General features: G+C 70.7%; 15 protein-coding genes and 1 pseudogene. 6 read left to right on the top strand and 10 right to left on the bottom strand.

What is annotated here, in order from left to right:
• Nucleotide 1: 1 nt before the first annotated feature.
• The 4 genes from J3A75_RS31375 to J3A75_RS31360 all read right to left on the bottom strand — a co-directional run bounded on the left by J3A75_RS31375 (nucleotide 2) and on the right by J3A75_RS31360 (nucleotide 4,522).
• Nucleotides 2–1,225 carry a molybdopterin-dependent oxidoreductase gene (locus tag J3A75_RS31375; RefSeq protein WP_043074850.1) on the bottom strand — a complete coding sequence of 408 codons (1,224 nt, stop codon included), beginning with the start codon at nucleotides 1,223–1,225 and terminating at the stop codon, nucleotides 2–4.
• Nucleotides 1,226–1,421: 196 nt separating this feature from the next.
• A complete protein-coding gene (locus J3A75_RS31370) occupies nucleotides 1,422–2,561 on the bottom strand; it encodes an adenylate/guanylate cyclase domain-containing protein (protein ID WP_007557758.1) in 1,140 nt (379 codons plus the stop codon).
• Nucleotides 2,562–2,662: 101 nt separating this feature from the next.
• A complete protein-coding gene (locus J3A75_RS31365) occupies nucleotides 2,663–3,724 on the bottom strand; it encodes a YeiH family protein (RefSeq protein ID WP_047170696.1) in 1,062 nt (353 codons plus the stop codon).
• Nucleotides 3,725–3,907: 183 nt separating this feature from the next.
• Nucleotides 3,908–4,522, bottom strand: a complete 615-nt coding sequence (locus J3A75_RS31360) for a 2,3-bisphosphoglycerate-dependent phosphoglycerate mutase (RefSeq protein WP_193375331.1) — start codon at nucleotides 4,520–4,522, stop codon at nucleotides 3,908–3,910.
• A 341-nt stretch (nucleotides 4,523–4,863) separates the two neighbouring features.
• Here J3A75_RS31360 and J3A75_RS31355 point away from each other — a divergent pair, with 341 nt between their 5' ends.
• From J3A75_RS31355 to J3A75_RS31345, 3 genes are all read left to right on the top strand, one after another.
• The gene (locus J3A75_RS31355; RefSeq protein WP_052516962.1) at nucleotides 4,864–6,144 is read left to right on the top strand and encodes an MFS transporter; all 1,281 of its coding nucleotides are present in this window, start codon (nucleotides 4,864–4,866) and stop codon (nucleotides 6,142–6,144) included.
• A 145-nt stretch (nucleotides 6,145–6,289) separates the two neighbouring features.
• Nucleotides 6,290–6,892 (top strand): phosphatase PAP2 family protein, encoded by a 603-nt coding sequence (locus tag J3A75_RS31350; RefSeq protein ID WP_245364382.1) that lies wholly within the window; start codon nucleotides 6,290–6,292, stop codon nucleotides 6,890–6,892.
• A gap of 175 nt (nucleotides 6,893–7,067) precedes the next feature.
• The gene (locus J3A75_RS31345) at nucleotides 7,068–7,244 is read left to right on the top strand and encodes a hypothetical protein (protein WP_164706348.1); all 177 of its coding nucleotides are present in this window, start codon (nucleotides 7,068–7,070) and stop codon (nucleotides 7,242–7,244) included.
• 399 nt (nucleotides 7,245–7,643) lie between these two features.
• Here the strand turns inward: J3A75_RS31345 and J3A75_RS31340 are convergent.
• The 3 genes and pseudogenes from J3A75_RS31340 to J3A75_RS31330 form a co-directional block, all read right to left on the bottom strand.
• A pseudogene (locus J3A75_RS31340) lies at nucleotides 7,644–8,060 on the bottom strand (terminase large subunit domain-containing protein); the annotation flags it as partial.
• Complete coding sequence (locus J3A75_RS31335) at nucleotides 8,035–8,685, bottom strand: helix-turn-helix domain-containing protein (RefSeq protein WP_012321870.1); 651 nt, start codon at nucleotides 8,683–8,685, stop codon at nucleotides 8,035–8,037. The pseudogene J3A75_RS31340 and the gene J3A75_RS31335, both read right to left, overlap by 26 nt.
• Before the next feature lie 117 nt (nucleotides 8,686–8,802).
• Nucleotides 8,803–9,063 carry a DUF3761 domain-containing protein gene (locus tag J3A75_RS31330; RefSeq protein ID WP_071000261.1) on the bottom strand — a complete coding sequence of 87 codons (261 nt, stop codon included), beginning with the start codon at nucleotides 9,061–9,063 and terminating at the stop codon, nucleotides 8,803–8,805.
• Between the two features lie 421 nt (nucleotides 9,064–9,484).
• Between J3A75_RS31330 and J3A75_RS31325 the strand changes: the two genes are divergently transcribed.
• The gene (locus J3A75_RS31325; RefSeq protein WP_012321868.1) at nucleotides 9,485–10,576 is read left to right on the top strand and encodes a sensor histidine kinase; all 1,092 of its coding nucleotides are present in this window, start codon (nucleotides 9,485–9,487) and stop codon (nucleotides 10,574–10,576) included.
• 80 nt (nucleotides 10,577–10,656) lie between these two features.
• The gene (locus J3A75_RS31320; RefSeq protein WP_012321867.1) at nucleotides 10,657–11,085 is read left to right on the top strand and encodes a SufE family protein; all 429 of its coding nucleotides are present in this window, start codon (nucleotides 10,657–10,659) and stop codon (nucleotides 11,083–11,085) included.
• A 15-nt stretch (nucleotides 11,086–11,100) separates the two neighbouring features.
• Here the strand turns inward: J3A75_RS31320 and J3A75_RS31315 are convergent, their stop codons facing one another.
• The 3 genes from J3A75_RS31315 to J3A75_RS31305 form a co-directional block, all read right to left on the bottom strand.
• Nucleotides 11,101–11,949: a DUF6456 domain-containing protein gene (locus J3A75_RS31315; protein ID WP_024828484.1), complete on the bottom strand. Its 849-nt coding sequence runs from the start codon at nucleotides 11,947–11,949 to the stop codon at nucleotides 11,101–11,103.
• Nucleotides 11,950–12,042: 93 nt separating this feature from the next.
• A complete protein-coding gene (locus J3A75_RS31310; RefSeq protein WP_024828485.1) occupies nucleotides 12,043–12,267 on the bottom strand; it encodes a hypothetical protein in 225 nt (74 codons plus the stop codon).
• Nucleotides 12,268–12,380: 113 nt separating this feature from the next.
• Nucleotides 12,381–14,078, bottom strand: coding sequence for a porin (locus J3A75_RS31305; RefSeq protein ID WP_083374416.1), 1,698 nt, complete (start codon nucleotides 14,076–14,078; stop codon nucleotides 12,381–12,383).
• Between the two features lie 464 nt (nucleotides 14,079–14,542).
• On the opposite strand from J3A75_RS31305, the gene J3A75_RS31300 reads away from it, so the two are divergent.
• Nucleotides 14,543–16,678, top strand: coding sequence for a S9 family peptidase (locus tag J3A75_RS31300; RefSeq protein ID WP_071000260.1), 2,136 nt, complete (start codon nucleotides 14,543–14,545; stop codon nucleotides 16,676–16,678).
• Nucleotides 16,679–16,771: the final 93 nt, after the last annotated feature.

Below are 16,771 nucleotides of genomic sequence, written 5' to 3'. Positions count from 1 at the left end.
CTCAAGCGGCCTGGAAGGACACGGTTTCTATACCGTTCTGCATGAAGCCGGCCCCGTTCCAGACCCGGTCCGTGGGCTGCGCGACGCCGTTGGTGTTGGTGCAGCGGACCTTCACCGTGTGGGTGCCGGCGGCCAACGCCGGCAGGCTGCCCTCGAAGCGGCGGAAGCTGTAGGGGCCCTCGTCCGCGCCGAGCTGTGCTGGAAACCACGTCGCGCCGCCGTCGCCGGAGAAGTCGACCGCCTTCACCCCGCAATCGCCGCCGAAAGCGATGCCGCGCAACGCCACCGGCGCGCCGGCCGTCACCTTGGCGCCATCCTGCAGGTTGGTGACGAACGAGCGCGGTACCATCTTGTTGATCGGCACCGTCTTGAAGCCGGTCTGGCCGGGCTTGATGTTGGCGCCCGGCACGTCCGGGATGCGGTAGGCGGTCTTCATCCAGTACTGGTCGTCGGGCTTGTCCAGCACCTCGATCTCCGACAACATCTTGACCCAGTAGGTCGAGTACCAGCCCGGCACCACGAGGCGAAGCGGGAAGCCGTTGAGAAGCGGCAATTGCTCGCCGTTCATCGCGTAGGCGATCATCACCTCACCGTCGTAGGCGTGGTCGAGATCGAGCGACTTCTTGAAGTCCGGCGCGTCGTCCACGACCGGCTCATCGAGGCCGCTGAAGCGCACCTGCACGGCACCGGCCTTCACCCCGGCCTTTTCGAGCACGTCCTTGAGGCGCACCCCGGTCCAGCGGGCGTTTCCCATCGAGCCGTTGGCCCATTGCGCGCCGGGAACCCGCGGCTCGAACAGCCCGCGGGAGTTGCCCGAGCACTGGTTGACCGCGGCGATCTCGAAGCGCGGCAGGCCGGCGATGGCATCGAGGGAGAGCGAGAGCTCCTTCTCGACATGACCGTGGACCTTGAGACGGAAGGTGCCGGCATCAACCTCGGTTGGGATCGAGGCCCAGTGCCAGCGCACGTAGAAGCGGTCGTTGGGGGTGAACACGCCCTCATCGAACACCGCAAACGGCGTCTCCAGCAGCGGCGGATGGGTACGCTGGAGGATCATCTCGCCCTTGCCGGGAAAGGCCGTCGTGAGATCCCGCACATCCGGGCCGCCGGGTAGCGGCAGCTTCACCGAGCCCGCGGCCCAGGCCGGCATCGCGGCGGCAAGGCTGCCGAGCCCGAGCCCGCCCAACAGGAGGCGGCGGTTCGTCGGTCTTTCCAATCCGTGCATGGTCTCTCCCTTCAAAGTTCGTCGGCGTCGATGCGTTCGAGGGCACCGGACCCGTGGCGATTCCTTGCGACTAGGGAGATGCTACGGGATGCGTTTAATTCCCACCAACGGTCTTTCGCGATGCGAACGATCTCCCAATGCGATGATTTGAGAATTTTGGATCTCCGCGCCGGTGGTGCCAGATATCGTCTCGACGTCAGACCGCCGGTGCTTCGACAGGCGCGGTCCTGCGACACCCGAACAAGGCGTGACGCTCGGCGAAACCGCGAAGGGCGACAATGCCGAGCGGTTCGAGGGCATGCGCCAGGCCGTGGAGGAAGGTGTCGGTGGCGATCAGCGGCGTGTCGTAGGTCTTGCACAGGCGCTCGACGCGAGCGAGCACGTTGAGATCGCGGCCGATCGCCGTGAAGTCGACCCGGTCGCCGCCGCCGATATTGCCGTAGGCGACCTCCCCAACATGAAGTGCGACGCCGACCTCAAAGGCAGCCCTGTCACCGTCGCGCAGGGTCGCAAGCGCATCGAGTGCGGCCTCGGCGGCACGCAAGGCGGCACGGCGCGCCTCGGCCTCGTCGCGATCGGCATCGAACACGGCCAGCAGCCCGTCACCAATATACTTTAGCACCTCGCCGCCTTCCGCCTCGACGGCCGGCACGATGGCATCGAACATCCGGTTGAGGGCGGCCACGACATGGTCGGGGCTTTGCCGGTCGGACAGTTCACCGAACCCGCGCAGATCGGTCAGCATCATCGCGGCCCGCATGAGGCGTACGTCGCCGCGCCGCACTGTGCCGGCCAGGATTTGCCGCGCCGGGTCGCGCCCGACATAGGCGCTCAGGACCGCGCCAAGCATGTCGTCGAGCGCCTTGATTTCGAACAGCAGCGAGAACGGCTCGACCAGCGCTAGCAACGTCTCGATCTCGATCGGCGTGAAGCCGCCCGGTCTCGCCGTGGCCCAGGAGGCGGCACCCATGCGTCCACGCGCGGCATGCAGCGGCGCGATGAGGTAGTCGGTCAGACCCTCGTTGCGAAGCTCGCCAAGCACGGGAAACGGCAGCGGCCCATCCCCGTCGAGACGGCATTGGAGTGGGGTCCGCGTCTCGACCACGTGCTCGACGGTGTTGCCGTGGAAGGTCGGCGTGCCCTCGATGCCGTGGCGGCGACGCAGGGCTAGGCTCGACGTTCCTGGATGCCAGACGCGCATCACCCACCGGAACGACGGATGCAGGGTCGGCGCGTGGGTGGTGGCGCGGGCCAGCGGCAGGCCAAGCCCCGAGAGGCACGCACTGAACCCATCGAGAAGGGCTGCCGCGTCCACCGCTTCGCGACCCGGCCCCATCAACCATCCCGTCGCCTGCGCGACTGCCTCGGATGAAGATTGGGACGAACGTGTCACGGCAATTCTTCCATCAAGGGGTCGGATCGATGCCATAGCGTGGATCAGACGAGGCCGAGCACATGGATCAGGCCGAGGCTGACGGCGCCGAGGGCAAGGAGCGAGGCGACCACAGCGAGGGTCACCCGCGCCCCGGCCTTGGCGACGCTGCGCACGTCGACCCCGAGGCCGAGTGCCGCCATCGAGACTACGGTCAGCACGTTGGCGGTCTCCGACATCGGCGCGAGCGCGACTTGCGGGATCAGCCCGGCCGAGCGGAGTCCCGCGAGCGCCAGGAAGGCGAGGATGAACCACGGCACCAGGCGGTGGATCGCGAGGCCGCCGGGGGCCGGGCGGTCGCCGGTTGTGACGCCGGGGGCGGCCTCGTCGGTCTCCTCGCGCAGCCGGCTCGCGCCGAGGGAGAGCATCAGAACGACCGGCCCGAGCATCAGCACCCGGACGAGCTTCACCAGGGTTCCGACCTGGACGCTGAGCGCCGCGACCGGCGCGGTGGCGGCGAGGACCTGCGGCACGGCGTAGACGGTGAGGCCGGCGAGCACGCCGTACTGCATCGGCGACAGGCCGAGCAGCGGCACCAGCAGCGGCAGGCCGAGCACCACCAGCACGCCCAGCACCGCGGTGAAGGCGATGGAGGCGGCGACGTCCTCGCCGTCGGCGCCGATCACCGGGGCGGTGGCGGCGATCGCCGAGTTGCCGCAGATCGAGTTGCCGCAGGCGACGAGGATCGCCATGCGCGAATGCAGTCCGAGCGCCCGGCCGATGCCGTAGCTCGACAGGATCGCGACCACGACGACGCCCGCGATGCCGAAGAGCAGGCCCGGGCCGGCGGCGAGGATCGTCGCGAGGCTGAGCGACGCGCCTAGCATTACGACCGCGATCTCCAGCACGGTCTTGGCCCCGAAGGCGATGCCGGGAAAGAAACGCTGCGACGGGGTCCAGGCGGTGCGGATCGCGCTCCCGAGGAGGATCGCCAGCACCAGGGCTTCGAGCCAAGCGCGACCGAACAGGTGCGTCTCGACGGCTTCGAAGCCGACCGCTGCGGCGGTAACTGCCACGCAGAGGCCCAGTCCTGGAAGGATGGCTCTCGTGCCGGCCAGGGCACGCATCGATCGAGGGTGGGAGACAAGTCTGGGGGCGGACATGGGTGGCTCCGATGTGATGCCGGAGAATCCCACTTCCCTTTCATTCACTCCAACGGAATGATTAGATAATTCCAATCACTTAATTAGATCAAATGGGGATCCCTTCGAAGCGTGAGGCGACCCATTCTTGGGGGCCTACAGGCGGATTCAACCGTCGATCCAGCGGGCCTCGATCGTCGTGTCCGCAGCAAACTCATAGATCCTGACGGAGCCCGTCGCGAGTTCGAGTTGCTCGACCTCCGCCGGGCTGAGGTCGTCGAGCGCCATAACGAGCGCCCGCAGGCAATTACCGTGGGCGACGACGAGCACGTCCCCGCCCATGACCGCCGGTAGGATGGATCGGAGGTAGCATGGCACGATGCGGGCGACGGTATCGCGCAGGCTCTCACCGTTCGGCGGCGCCTCGGCGTAGGAGCGCCGCCAGGTCTCGATCCGCTCCGCCCCCCAGCGCGCATCGGCGGCGGTCTTGTCGAGCCCGCTGAGGTCGCCGTAGTCTCGCTCGTCGAGCGCGGCGAAGCGTTGAGGGATTAATCCGGGTTGCCCGAGCGTATCGAGGATAAGCCGGCCGCTCACGACGGCCCGCGTCAGCGTCGAGGTGAAGGCATCGGAAAAGCGCCAGCTGCGCTCGGCCAAACGCCGCCCGGCTGCCACGGCTTCTATCCGACCCTGCTCGGTCAAGGGCGAGTCCAGCAATCCCGTGAACAGACCGGATCGGTTGGCTACGCTCTGGCCATGCCGGACCAGCACGAGACGTCGCGTGATTGGGGCTTTGCGATCGTGAATCACTCTGTCTCCCAAGGCAACGCACTTTCGCGTCGGTCGCATCGCCTCTGATGAAAACGGCATCCGGCTTTAACGAACTTCGACCCTGAGATGGGTTGGACCGTCCATCCGGAGACGGCGATTCATCCTAGGTCCGCTTTAGAACGTCTTGCGACCGAAAGCAGCCAAGCTGCTTCCCACCCCGAGCGGTCATACGGCGAGCGCCCCGTCCGTGATCACCGGGTCGAGCACGGCTGCAAATCGTTCATGCCCGCGGATAGCTCCCTCATTCGGTTTGGTTCGGCGACGCCCTAGGTGAGTTTGAAAGGGAGGCCGACCACGTGGAGCAGGACAGCGGCGAGGATGACGGGCAGCCTGCCGCCCAGGTGCGAAAGCCCATCTCCAGACCTCTCGATCTCCTGAACTTCCTGCTGATCGACGTGAACGGGGCGATCAAGCCCTACCTCAACGTCTACCTCTACGTGCATCGCGGATGGGACGACGCCTCGGTCGGACTGGTCAGCACGGTGTCAGGCATCGTCGGCATCGTGGCTCAGACACCCATCGGGACGGCCATCGACGCAGTGCGGGACAAGCGAGTCATCCTGCTCGGCGCCCTGGTCGCGCTCTCGCTGGCCACGCTCCTCGTCGCGCTCTTCCCGCAGTTCTGGCCCGTGCTCGCGGCTTCCTGCGTGTTAGCCGCCGTCGGGGGCATGCTGAGCCCGGCCATCGCAACGCTGACCCTCGGCCTTTTCCCGGCCGACAGGCTCGCCCGGCGCTTCGGCCGCAACGCCGCACTGGAGCGGACCGGGAACGTCGCCATCGCCGTGCTAATCGGGCTCGTCGGTTGGCTGTTCCCGGACCGGGCGGTCTTCCTCTTGGTCCCGGCCTGCGCCATCGTCTCGGCCGCGGCGCTCTACTCGATCCCGCGAGGTGCCATCGACGCGCGTCGAGCCCGCGGTGGCGGCGAGGGTGAAGGCGAACAAGCCCCGGCCGGATGGCGAGCCCTGCTGACCTGCCGGCCGCTCATGATCTTCGCCGCCTGCGTGGGTCTTTTCCATCTTGCTAACGCGCCGCTGCTGACCCTTGTCGCTCAGGAGATCGGGCAAGCGCGCCCTGACTGGTCGTCCGTCATCGTGTCCGTCTGCATCGTCGGCGCGCAGGCGGTTATGGTGCCGATGGGGCTCATCGTCGGCCGCCGGGCCGAACATTGGGGCCGTAAGCCTCTTCTCGTGATCTGCTTCGCCGCGCTGCCCATGCGCGCCTTGCTTTATCTCGTCTGGCGCGACCCGTATTGGCTGATCGCGGTCCAGTGCCTCGACGGCGTCGGCGCCGGCCTGCTCAGTGCGGTGAAGCCCTTGGTGATGGCCGACATCACCCGCGGGACCGGCCGCTACAACGCCGCCCACGGCCTGATCGGGACCGTTCAGGGCGCGGGCGCTTCCCTATCGTTCGTGATCGCCGGAACCTTGGTCCAGCAGGCGGGGTTCGATGCCGCCTATCTCGCGTGCGCCGCCGTCGCGGCGGTCGCGCTCGGGGTGCTCGTGGTGATGCTGCCGGAGACCGCCCCCGGGAAAGCCTTGGAGCTGGCCGGCGACGTGACTGCGGGCGGTACGACCTGACACGGCGTGAGGAGGGGCGGTGAAACATCGGAACTTCGTCAGGGGCTGCCAGCGATTCACTGCGACGCTGGCGGTGGTCCTGTCCCTTGCCCTGCCTGCCGCCGCCGCCGGGACGCTGCGCAGCACCTACATCGACCCGGAGGCGATGGCGCTCCAGCGCGTCCTACCGCCCCCGCCCGAGGCCGGTTTGGAAGCAGCCAAGGTGGACTTGCAGACCGTGGAAGCCGCCGTCCGTGCCCGCACGCCCGAGGACGAGCGCCGCATCACCGCGAACCTGCCGTGCACCCTCGACCGCTTCACCGGTGTGCTCGGCCCGGCCTTCACGGCGGAGACGATGCCGGTCACCGCAGCGCTGATCGAGCATGTGTTCCAAGACGGCGAACTCGCCGTGCTGGCGGCCAAGGCCACCATCGCCCGGCCGCGCCCCTATAAGGTGAAGCCGGACCTCGCCACGTTCGGCCATCGCTCCGACAGCACGTCCTATCCGAGTGGGCACGCCACGTTCGGGTATCTCGCGGCCACGGTGTTGTCGCGCCTCGTGCCCGAGAAACGCCAGTCGCTGTTCGCGTTCGCGGCCTCCTACGGGGAGAACCGCATGATTGCCGGAACCCATTTCCCGTCAGACCTCGAAGCCGGGAAGATCGCCGCGGCCGTCATCGCGGAGGTGCTGTTCCGCGATCCTCGCTTCGAACGGGATCTCGACCGGGCGGCCGCGGAGATCGCGGCCCAGGGAGCGTCAGGTCGTTGAGGCGGACGCCGCTTCGGTGAGGATCACGAAGGCGGGAGCCGGGTTGCGACGCCCGCCCGCGTGTCCATCTCCGATTCCAAGCACCCCGGGCGTCCGCGCGCCCTTCGTCGCCGCATGCACTTACCCCGGAGACAGGCCGCTCGACGTCCGAGCCCCGAACGACAGGAGGCCGACCATGCACTACGTCACCAAGGAAAAGGCGGCCGACGGGCACTTCATGGTCAAGGTCGCCGGTCGGCCAGTCATCGAGACCTGCGAGAAGCGTCAGGCCAAGAAGCTCGTCCGCGCGATCAGGAGCCTGCGCCGCCTGAAGAAGGCCAGGAAGCAGGCTGGAGCCTGGCGCCTGTACTGAACGGGCCGGGGGGGGGGGCTGGGTCGCTCAGACGAGCCTCATATCGCCCGGCTTGAGGCCTAGACTCCGTGTCAGGTCCCGTGAGAGGGCGCTGGGATATCGACGCGTCAGGACCGAGGTCAATCGACACGCTCAGGGCGCCCCCGCTCACGTGCGAACTCCGAATCGGCCGTGAAGGCGAGCTTGACGCTCCACGGCCCGATGCGTCCGGCCTTGGTCTGGGCGAGGAGCCGGGAAGGTCAGCGAATGGCTTGCATACAGGTCGGAGATAGCCCCAAGCACCGCGTTTGGGGGTAGCTTATTCGAACGGCGCGGCAGGCGATGGCACTGCTTCAACTCGGGTTGCAAGGGCGAAGGGGTAGCCTATTCCGTCAACCGGGGGACGTTAAACCCTATTTGGGGCATGTTAAACGCGCTCCTGACAGCGACGGCGCCGTTGCTCCACTCCACCCGGCGGCGGCTCGGCGACCAGGTGGGCCGGGCCCGCCCCCGCGCCGGCAGGCCGAGCAGGCCGGAGGGCCCCTCGACCATCACGTCGCGCACGTCGAGATGGGTCTCGCCCACCAGGGCGATCCGCCCGACCGGCGCGGCCGCGAAGGCCGGGTCGCCCCGCGCGAGGGCGTCGACCCACTCGGCCCCGGTGCGGGTCTTGCCGCTGCCGCGGCCGCCGATCACCGCCCAGGTGGTCCAGGGCTCCGCGTCGGGCGGCGGCAGCTGGTCCGGCCGGGCCTGGTGCAGCCAGTCGCCCGCGAGCGCCCGGAGGAGATCCGGCGGCAGCGTCCCGAGGAAGTCAGGCAGCCGCCCGGCCGCCGACAAAGCCAGCAACGCGTCGCGCGATCTCCGCGCGCAGGGCGGGCAGGTCGGGTTCGGGTTCGGTGCCATCGCCCCCCTCCCCCGCGGCGGCGCGCGCGCCCGCCGCATCCACCGTGTCGAGAAGCCGCTTGAGCCCGCCGAGGTCGCGCAGGACCCGGGCGGAGTCGCGCGCGCCCGGCCCCGCCCCGCTCAGCGCCGCGTCGAAGGCGGCGATCTGCCGGGCGATGTGGGCGCGCAGACGCGCCCGCAGGGTCGCCGGATCGGCCGCCGGGTCGCCGCGCCCGGTGACCGCCGGCGGCAGCGGCAGGTCCACCCCGAAGGCCGAGGCCATCATCCCCGCGTCGAGCCGGCCGAGACCCAGGACCTCGGTGACGTCGCCGGGATCGGCGCCCGGGGTGCAGAGCAGGCGGATCAGGGCGGCGCGGCGCGCCGCCGGCCAGCGCCGCGTCAGGAGTCGCGGCCGCAACCGCCGCGGCCTCGGCCAGCCGGCCCGGGCGTTCCAGGTGCGGACCGTTCTCGGATGGACGCCGAGGCGGTCCCCGATCGCGTCGAACGTCAGGTCGGTCTCCCGCAGGAGCGTCAGCGCCTCGGCGCGGCTGTCCGCCCGGCCGGGAGGGGGTGGCCACATCGGCGTCTCTCCGCACACGTCTCGACCGTGCCGAGGTGATACCCCGACAGCGCGCCGGTGTCAAGTGTAAATTCCTAATTTGCGGCGGTCATAGGATTTAAGGCAGGGCGCGGAGCCTCAACCCTCCCAGTGCGCCACGCCGCCGTGGCGGGAGCAGGTGCCGCGATGCGTGTGGCTGAAGCTCCACGTGCCGTCCCGGCACTTGGCCGTGGCCCCCGCGGGCTTCCCGCCGTCGAGGCTCTTGGCCGGCCGGTGCACGTCGGACCCGTCCCGGCTGCGGTAATGGCCGTGGCGGTCGAGGGTCCGGTCGTCGGGCTCCGGGAACGGCCGGGCGACGGCGCTGCCCGACAGGCCGATGAGGACGAGGCCGGCGAGCACCGGCCAGCGGGCGGCGCTCCGAGGGGGGTGACGGACAGGGCGCCGTCCGCGGCGGGCGGCGCTTGTCGCGGTCGGGGCAGGCAGCACGGTATCCTCAAGGTTGTGTCTGATGCCAAAAGACACAACTGAGACGAGGCGTCACGCACGATCTACGGTTATCCCATGACCGGCTACAGGTTGTGCGCGGGGGATGTGGCCGGTCCGCCGGCCGGGCCACGCGGCGGGTCGTTCGACCTGTGCGGGCCCGCACGACGGCGGGATGCTGAACGGGCTCGAAAGGTATTGCCGCTAATGTCCCGCTGACTGGCGGATCTGAAGGCGGTTCAGGACCGGAACGGCCGTCCGGTCGACACGTTGACCGGCGCCATCCGCACGCAGGCGTCGCCTTTCACGCAGTTCGTCAGAGTGAATCGGGTACAGAATGGTCGGTGAGCCACCAGGGTCCGGCGCGGAAGACTCGCCGGGCAACGGCCCCGCGGGGAACCCGGGTCGGGGTCCGGCACAGGGTACCGCGGAAGCCGCCGCCCTGAGCGACAGCTTCAAGCGATTCGCCGACGTCGTGCCGCTGATGATGTGGCGCTCGGACGAGGCCGGCCACGCGATCCACCACAACGAGTGCTGGCTGGAATTCACCGGCCGCCCCCTGGAGGCGGAGCTCGGCCTCGGCTGGCGCAGCGGGCTGCATCCCGAGGATTTCGAGCGCCACGCCCGGATCGTCGCCGAGGCCTTCGCGACGCGGGCGCCGTTCACCGTCGAGTTCCGCCTGCGGCGGCACGACGGCGAGTACCGCTGGCTCCTCGACACGGCCCGCCCGCTCGTCGAGGACGGCCGGTTCCAGGGCTATCTCGGCTCCTGCTTCGACATCACCGACCGCAAGCACGCGGAGGAGCATATCGAGCACGCGCTGGCCGAGAAGGAGGCGCTGCTGGCCGAGGTCTATCACCGGGTCCGTAACAACCTCCAGGTGATGGTCAGCCTGATCGGCCTCTACGGGCGGGCGGCCCCGGACGCCTGCCGCGGCAGCTTCGAGGCGCTGGGCCAGCGGGTCCGGGCGATCGCGCTGGTGCAGCAGCACCTGCACGAGGCACCGCACATCGCGTCGATCGACCTCAAGGACTACCTGCACCGCCTCGCCTCGGGGCTCGGGCAGCTCCGGCGCGCCGGGCGGATCGGCGTCCAGGTCGGCGGCTCCGGGAACGGCCTCGTGGAGCCGCGCACCGCCAACGCGCTGGGCATGATCGTCGCGGAGATCGTGGCCGAGTGCCTCGACGCCACCGCCGAGCACGTCGCCTGCTCCATCGCCATCGACATCGAGGCCGGCGCGCCCCTGCGGCTCGCGATCGTCTCGGGGGTGAGCGACATGGCCGAGTCCGGACGGCCGAACGTCCCGAAGCTCGGCCCCCGCCTCATCGCCGCCTACGCGGCGCAGGCGGAGATCACCGTGGCGGGCGATGCCAGCCCGGGCGATCCCCTGTGGCTGACCCTGCCGCCGGCGCGGCCCGGCGCGCAATGAGCGCCCGCGGCGCCGGACCCCGTCGCCACGGCGGCGCGGCCGGCCTATAGCGGCGCAGACCTCTCCGGACCCGGCCGAGCATGCTCCCTCCGATCGACACCATCATCGAGAATTTCGAGATCGTCGAAGACGACGACATGCGGCTCGAATACCTGATCGAGCTCGGCCGCGCCCTGCCGCCGATGCCCGAGTCGGAGCGGACCGAGGCGAACCGCGTCCACGGCTGCGAGAGCCAGGTCTGGATCGACACGCGCGCGGAGCGGGCGGACGGCACGCCGCGCCTCGTCCTGCACGGCTTCAGCGACTCGTTCATCGTGCGCGGCTTCGTGGCGCTGATGATCGCGCTCTACACCGGCAAGACCCCCCGGGAGGCCGCCGAGACCGACGGCCTCGACCTGTTCCGACAGCTCCGCTTCGGCGCCCACGTCACGTCGAAGCGCTCCAACGGCGTGCGGGCGATGGCGGAGCGCATCCACCGCGACGCGGTCCGGCTCGCCGCCGAGGCCTGAGCGGCCCGGGCGGCCTCACCCCCGCCAGAGGCGCAGGCGGGCCCGGTCCGGTCCGGTCGCCTCCCGCTCCAGACCGTAATGCTCGGCGAGCCGCCCCAGGGCGATGCGGGCCACGACTTTGGCGGACCGGGCCGGCCAGCGCCGCTCCGCCTCGATCCGCTCCAGCCCCTTCAGGAAGCCGCAGAGGTCGATCAGCAGGCCCGAGAGGTCGCTCCCGACCGCGTCGAGGGCGCCGCGCACCCGCTGCCGGGCCGCGATCACGTGGTCGGCCGCGGAGGCCGGGTCGCGCGGGCCGCCGCCGTCGATCCGGGGCGCCCCGAGATCCGCGCCCATCCGCGGCAGCAGGGCGGCGGCGGTCATGTCCCGCCGCAGCCGCTCACCGGCCTCGAAGGCGGCCGCGTCGATGAGCGGCGCGCCGTCCCGGTCGCGCCGGCGCACCATCCAGGCCAGGGGGTTCTCGGCGGCGTTGCGCAGGGTCGGTCCGGCGCCGCCCTGCACGACGGCCAGCTCCCGGTGCTGGTCCGCGAAGGCCAGGTCCCCCGGCCTGGCCTCGCGGCGCAGGCGCGCCCGCCCGGCCTCGCTGATCGTCAGGCGCGTGCCGGCCGCGTTCCACGTCGCCAGATCGGCCGCCGCCAGGGCCCGCCCCGAGGCGGCCGCGAAGCGCCCGCTCCCCACCGAGATCCCGTCGCCGCCCCGCCGGGTCACCAGCGCCTCCTCGACGAGGGGGTCGGGCCGCGCGTAGGCGCCCGGCTCGCCGAGCCGCGCCAGCAGGCGCGACGCCTCCGCCGGGAGGTCGCCCGCGGCGGCGCCGCGCGGGCGGGCCCCCGCGGTGGCTGAACGGCCGCCCCTGAAAGATTTGTTCATGTTTTGTTCCGTGCATGCTACGACGGACGTGCGAAGCCCCCAGTGTCTCAGGAAAACTTAGAAGTTCAAGGCTTTTTTACCTACAACCCACAGCTATCTCGCGGCGGCGCGCGTCGGAGGCCGGTGCAGGACGTCGGCGATCTCGTCCTCGGACTTGCCGCGGACCTCGTACCCCATGGCCTCGAACCGGTCGATCAGCGCGTCGCTCTCGGCGGCGGAGCGCGCCGCCCAGACGGCGAGGATATCGTTGACGCGCTCCAGGTCCGCGGCGGGTTGATCGTCCTGCGGATCGGGCTGCGGATCGGGGATCGCGTCCATGTCGGCACCTCGGGATCGAACCGGCGACCGTGATGGGTGCCACGGCCGGCGGTTCAACGCCCGAGGTCGGAACCGGCTCCCGGCCAAGCCGGTCTCGCCGCCCGCGGCCGCCCTCAGAAGTCCCGCTGCACGCGCGCGCGCACCTGGATGACGTCGACGTGGCGGGCGGTCGAGACCGGGTTGGCGGGGTTGTTGACGTAGGCCGCGTTCTGGTTGGGATACCGGCCCAGGTCGAGGATGCGGCCGCTCCGGGGCCCGTAGCGCGTGTAGATCGCCTCGACGCCGATATCGAACTCCTTCACCGGCGACCAGATCAGGTTGGCGCCGGCGACGAAGCGGTAGCTGTCCCGCAGCACTTGGCTCAGGTCGAAGAACCGCGTCCCGGGGGTGCCCGGCCCGGTCCCGGTCACGCCGAAATAGGCGCCCTGCGCCGCGCGGGCGCCGCGGGCGAAGCTCAGGGCGCCGTAGGAGCCGAAGAAGGCGGAGCGGACCGCGGGCGTCCAGTAGTGCAGCATCGCCGCCGTGAACGAGTAGCTCGTCGACAGCTGGAGGCGCTGGGTGAAGGGATTGATGACGCCGTCGTTGAAGAACTGGGAGAAGGCCGCCCCCTGCACCGCCGTGGCCGACTGCGCCCAGGGGCCGTTATAGGCCGGCAGGCCGGTATACAGGGCGGTGCCCTCCCCGTAGGCGCCCTGGAGGTAGAGGGTGTCGCCGGTCGCTATCGCTGGCAGGTTGATCTTCACGCCTCCCTGCACGGCCCAGCCGAGGGCGGAGGCTCCGCCGGCCGGAGCGCGGTTGTTGCCCACCGAGACCGGCGCGCCCAGGTTCGAGCCGGCGAACGCGACGCTGCTGAGCAGGCCGTGGTTGACCTCGTGCACGGCGCCCGAGAGCTGCGCGGAGCCCCAGGACTGGTCGGAGCGCAGCACGCCGACGAGGTCGGGCATGCGGCTGCGCTGGACCGTGTCCACGAAGCCCACGCCGGTCGGGCGGCCGGCGGCGTCGTACCCGACGAAGATCGGGGCGACGGGGTTCCCGGGCGAGAGGATCGCGCCGGGGTTCGGGAAGGCCGAGGCCGGAGCGTTCTGGGACGCGTAGACCGGCGTGCGGCGGAACATCGGGTCCTCCACCGACAGCGAGGCGGACAGCCCCTTGCCCAGCGTCGCCGTGTAGGCGGCGAGGTTGGTCGAGGGATTGTCCGAGCCGATGGTGGAGACGATGAACTCGAAGTCGTGGGCGTAGAAATCGAAGAACGAGGAGGCGCGGCCGGCGGTGATGCCGGCGAACTGGATGAACGCCTTGTCGACGTTGAACTGCTGCTGGGCCCGCCCGAACTGGTCGACGCCCAGGGCCGGGAAGGCGCCGCCGATCCGGTTCAGCGCGCCGGCATGCATGGTGGCGAAGCCGGTCCGGCTCCCAGCGTCGAGGCGCAGGAAGGCGCGCAGGGTCCCGTAGGACGTCTGGGTCCGGGCATCGAGGTTGATCCGGAGCCGGCCCTGGTAGCCGCTGTAATCCCCCGGGGTGGCGGCAGCGGTGCCTGAGCGGCTGTAGGAGGGCTGGTAGGCGTACTCGAAGCGCGCGCGGCCGGAGAGGCGCAGGCAGGTATCCGTGCCGGGGATGAAGAAGAAGGCTTGGCCGTAGGCCGAGCAGATCCGCACGTGCTCGATGAGCTGCGATTTTCGCCGATCGGGAAGTTCCGCCGCCGCCACTGGCAGACTCAGCACCCCCGCGACACCCGCCAGAACGCCCGTTGTCCCACGCTTCGTACGATGTTTCCGGTAATCCGCAGACACAACATGCATCGAATCGGCCATTCCACCATCCGCACATCCCCCTTTAGGTCGGACGGATCGCGGCGCCGGATAATCCCAGGCCGGTTATCTCAGGCCTGTGCTCGGCTCGACTTGTCACGACCTGTGCAGCACCCGGGGCGATCCGGTGCCGGGACGCGGCGGAAAACGGCCGCTGCGCCAAGTCCCTGGCGGGTTCGCGGTCCCCGCCGAGACCGCCCGATCCGGCCGCCCCGGCGCGGCTCCGGACGCCGCTCCGGCGCGGGACCGGACGCGCGGATCCCGTCCGCGGCCCGGCCGTTTCCCGCGCCACCGATGCCGCGAGGCAACGGGTCGGCGCCGGTCCCGCGGCCGCGCCGACCCGGCCGGCGGCACAGGGCTCCCGCCCCGGCCCCGCCTCCGGACGCCTTGCATCCGCGCGCCCGGCGGGACACATCCGCTCACCCGGACGCGACACCCGCGCGCGACGGGACCCGACGGGAGAGACGATGACGGAGATCGGCCACGGCTTGCTCGCTCACAGGACCGGCGCGCCGGTGGCCGAGGCCCGGCCGCGGCGCTTCAGCGTCCACGGGCAGGAGATCATTGACGACTACGCGTGGCTGAAGGCCGAGAACTGGCAGACGGTCCTGAAGGACCCGGCCGCGCTGCCGGACGACATCGCCGCCTACCTGAAGGCCGAGAACGCCTTCGCCGAGGCGGCGCTCGCCGGGAGCGCGGAGCTGCGGCGCCAGCTGGTCGCCGAGATGCGCGGGCGGATCCAGGAGGACGAGAGCGGCGTCCCCGAGCCCGACGGGCCCTTCGCGTACTACACGCGCCACCGCGAGGGCGGGCAGCACCCGCTGATCTGCCGGCGGCCGGCCACCGCCCCCGACGTGCCCGAGTCGGGGCCGGACCCGGACGAGACGATCCTCATCGACGGCGACCGCGAGGGCGAGGGCCTGCCGTTCTTCGAGATCGCCGCCGCCGTCCATTCCGACGACCACGCCCGCCTCGCCTGGAGCGTCGACACCAAGGGCTCGGAACTCTACACGATCCGGGTGCGCGACGTCGCCACCGGCCTCGACCTCGACGACCGGGTCGAGGCGACCTCCGGCGAGGCGGTCTGGGCCGCGGACGGCGCGAGCTTCTGGTACGTGGCGGTCGACGCCAACCACCGGCCCGCCAAGGTGATGCGCCACCGCGTCGGCACGGGGCAGAGCGAGGACGAGACCGTCTACACGGAGGCCGACGCCGGCTACTTCGTCCACATCGGCAAGACGCAGTCCGGCGCCTTCCTCGACGTGACGGTGAGCGACCACGAGACCTCCGAGGTCCGGCTCCTCGACCGGCACGCGCAGGACGCCCGCCTGCGCCTCGTCGAGCCGCGCACGCCGCTGCTGATCTACGGGGTCGAGCACCGCGGCGACCGCCTGTTCATCCGCACCAACGCGGACGGCGCCGAGGACTTCAAGATCGTCACCGCGCCGCTCGACGATCCGGGCCGCGCCCACTGGACCGACCTCGTGCCGCACCGGTCCGGGGTGATGATCCGCCACCTGCACCTGCTGGCCGGCCACCTGATCCGGCTGGAGATCGAGAACGCCAGGCCGCGGATCGTCGTGCGCGACCTCGCCGACGGTACCGAGCACACGGTCGCTTTCGCCGAGGAGGCCTACTCCCTCGGCCTGCGGGCCGGTCTCGCCTTCGACACGGCCACGATCCGCTTCGTCTACTCGTCGATGACGACCCCGTCGGAGACCTGGGACTACGACTGCGCGGCCCGCACCCGGCTCCTGCGCAAGCGGCAGGCGGTGCCAAGCGGTCACGACCCGGCCGCCTACGTGACCCGGCGGCTCTTCGCCACCGCGCCCGACGGCGAGCAGGTGCCGATCTCGCTGCTGCATCGCCGGGACCTCGCCCTCGACGGCGGCGCGCCGCTGCTGCTCTACGGCTACGGCTCCTACGGCACGCTGATGCCGGCGGCGTTCCGCACGAACCTGCTGAGCCTCGTCGACCGCGGCTTCGTCTACGCGATCGCCCATATCCGCGGCGGCACCGAGAAGGGCTGGCGCTGGTACCTCGACGGCAAGCGCGAGAAGAAGCCCAACACCTTCACGGACTTCATCGCCTGCGCGCGGGCGCTGATCGAGGCCCGCTACACGTCCGAGAAGCGCATCGTCGCCCACGGCGGGTCGGCCGGCGGGATGCTGATGGGGGCGGTGGCCAACCTCGCGCCGGAGCTGTTCGCCGGGATCGTCGCCGACGTGCCCTTCGTCGACGTGCTCAACACCATGCTGGACGCGGAGCTGCCGCTGACGCCGCCGGAATGGCCCGAATGGGGCAACCCGGGCGAGAGCGAGACCGCCTTCCGGACGATCCTGTCGTACTCGCCCTACGACAACGTCGCCGCCAAGGAATACCCGGCGATCCTGGCGCTCGGCGGGCTCACCGACCCGCGGGTGACCTACTGGGAGCCGGCCAAGTGGGTCGCGCGGCTGCGCGCCACCATGACGGGCGGCGGGCCGGTGCTCCTGCGGATCAACATGGAGGCCGGCCACGGCGGCGCCGCCGGCCGGTTCGACCGGCTGGAGGAGGTGGCGCTGATCTACGCCTTCGCGCTCATGGCGGTGGGCAAGGCCTGAGCGCCGCGCGGGCGCGGCGTCCGCGACGGGGTGCTGCGCCCGAGGCTCTCGGGGTGATCGCCCCCTTCCACGCCCTCATCCCGCGGTGCCCGC

The organism is Methylobacterium sp. PvP105, from assembly GCF_017876975.1.
Taxonomy (GTDB): domain Bacteria; phylum Pseudomonadota; class Alphaproteobacteria; order Rhizobiales; family Beijerinckiaceae; genus Methylobacterium; species Methylobacterium radiotolerans.
Note: the sequence above shows the minus strand (reverse complement) of the source record. Positions and strands in the feature narration are given on the sequence as shown.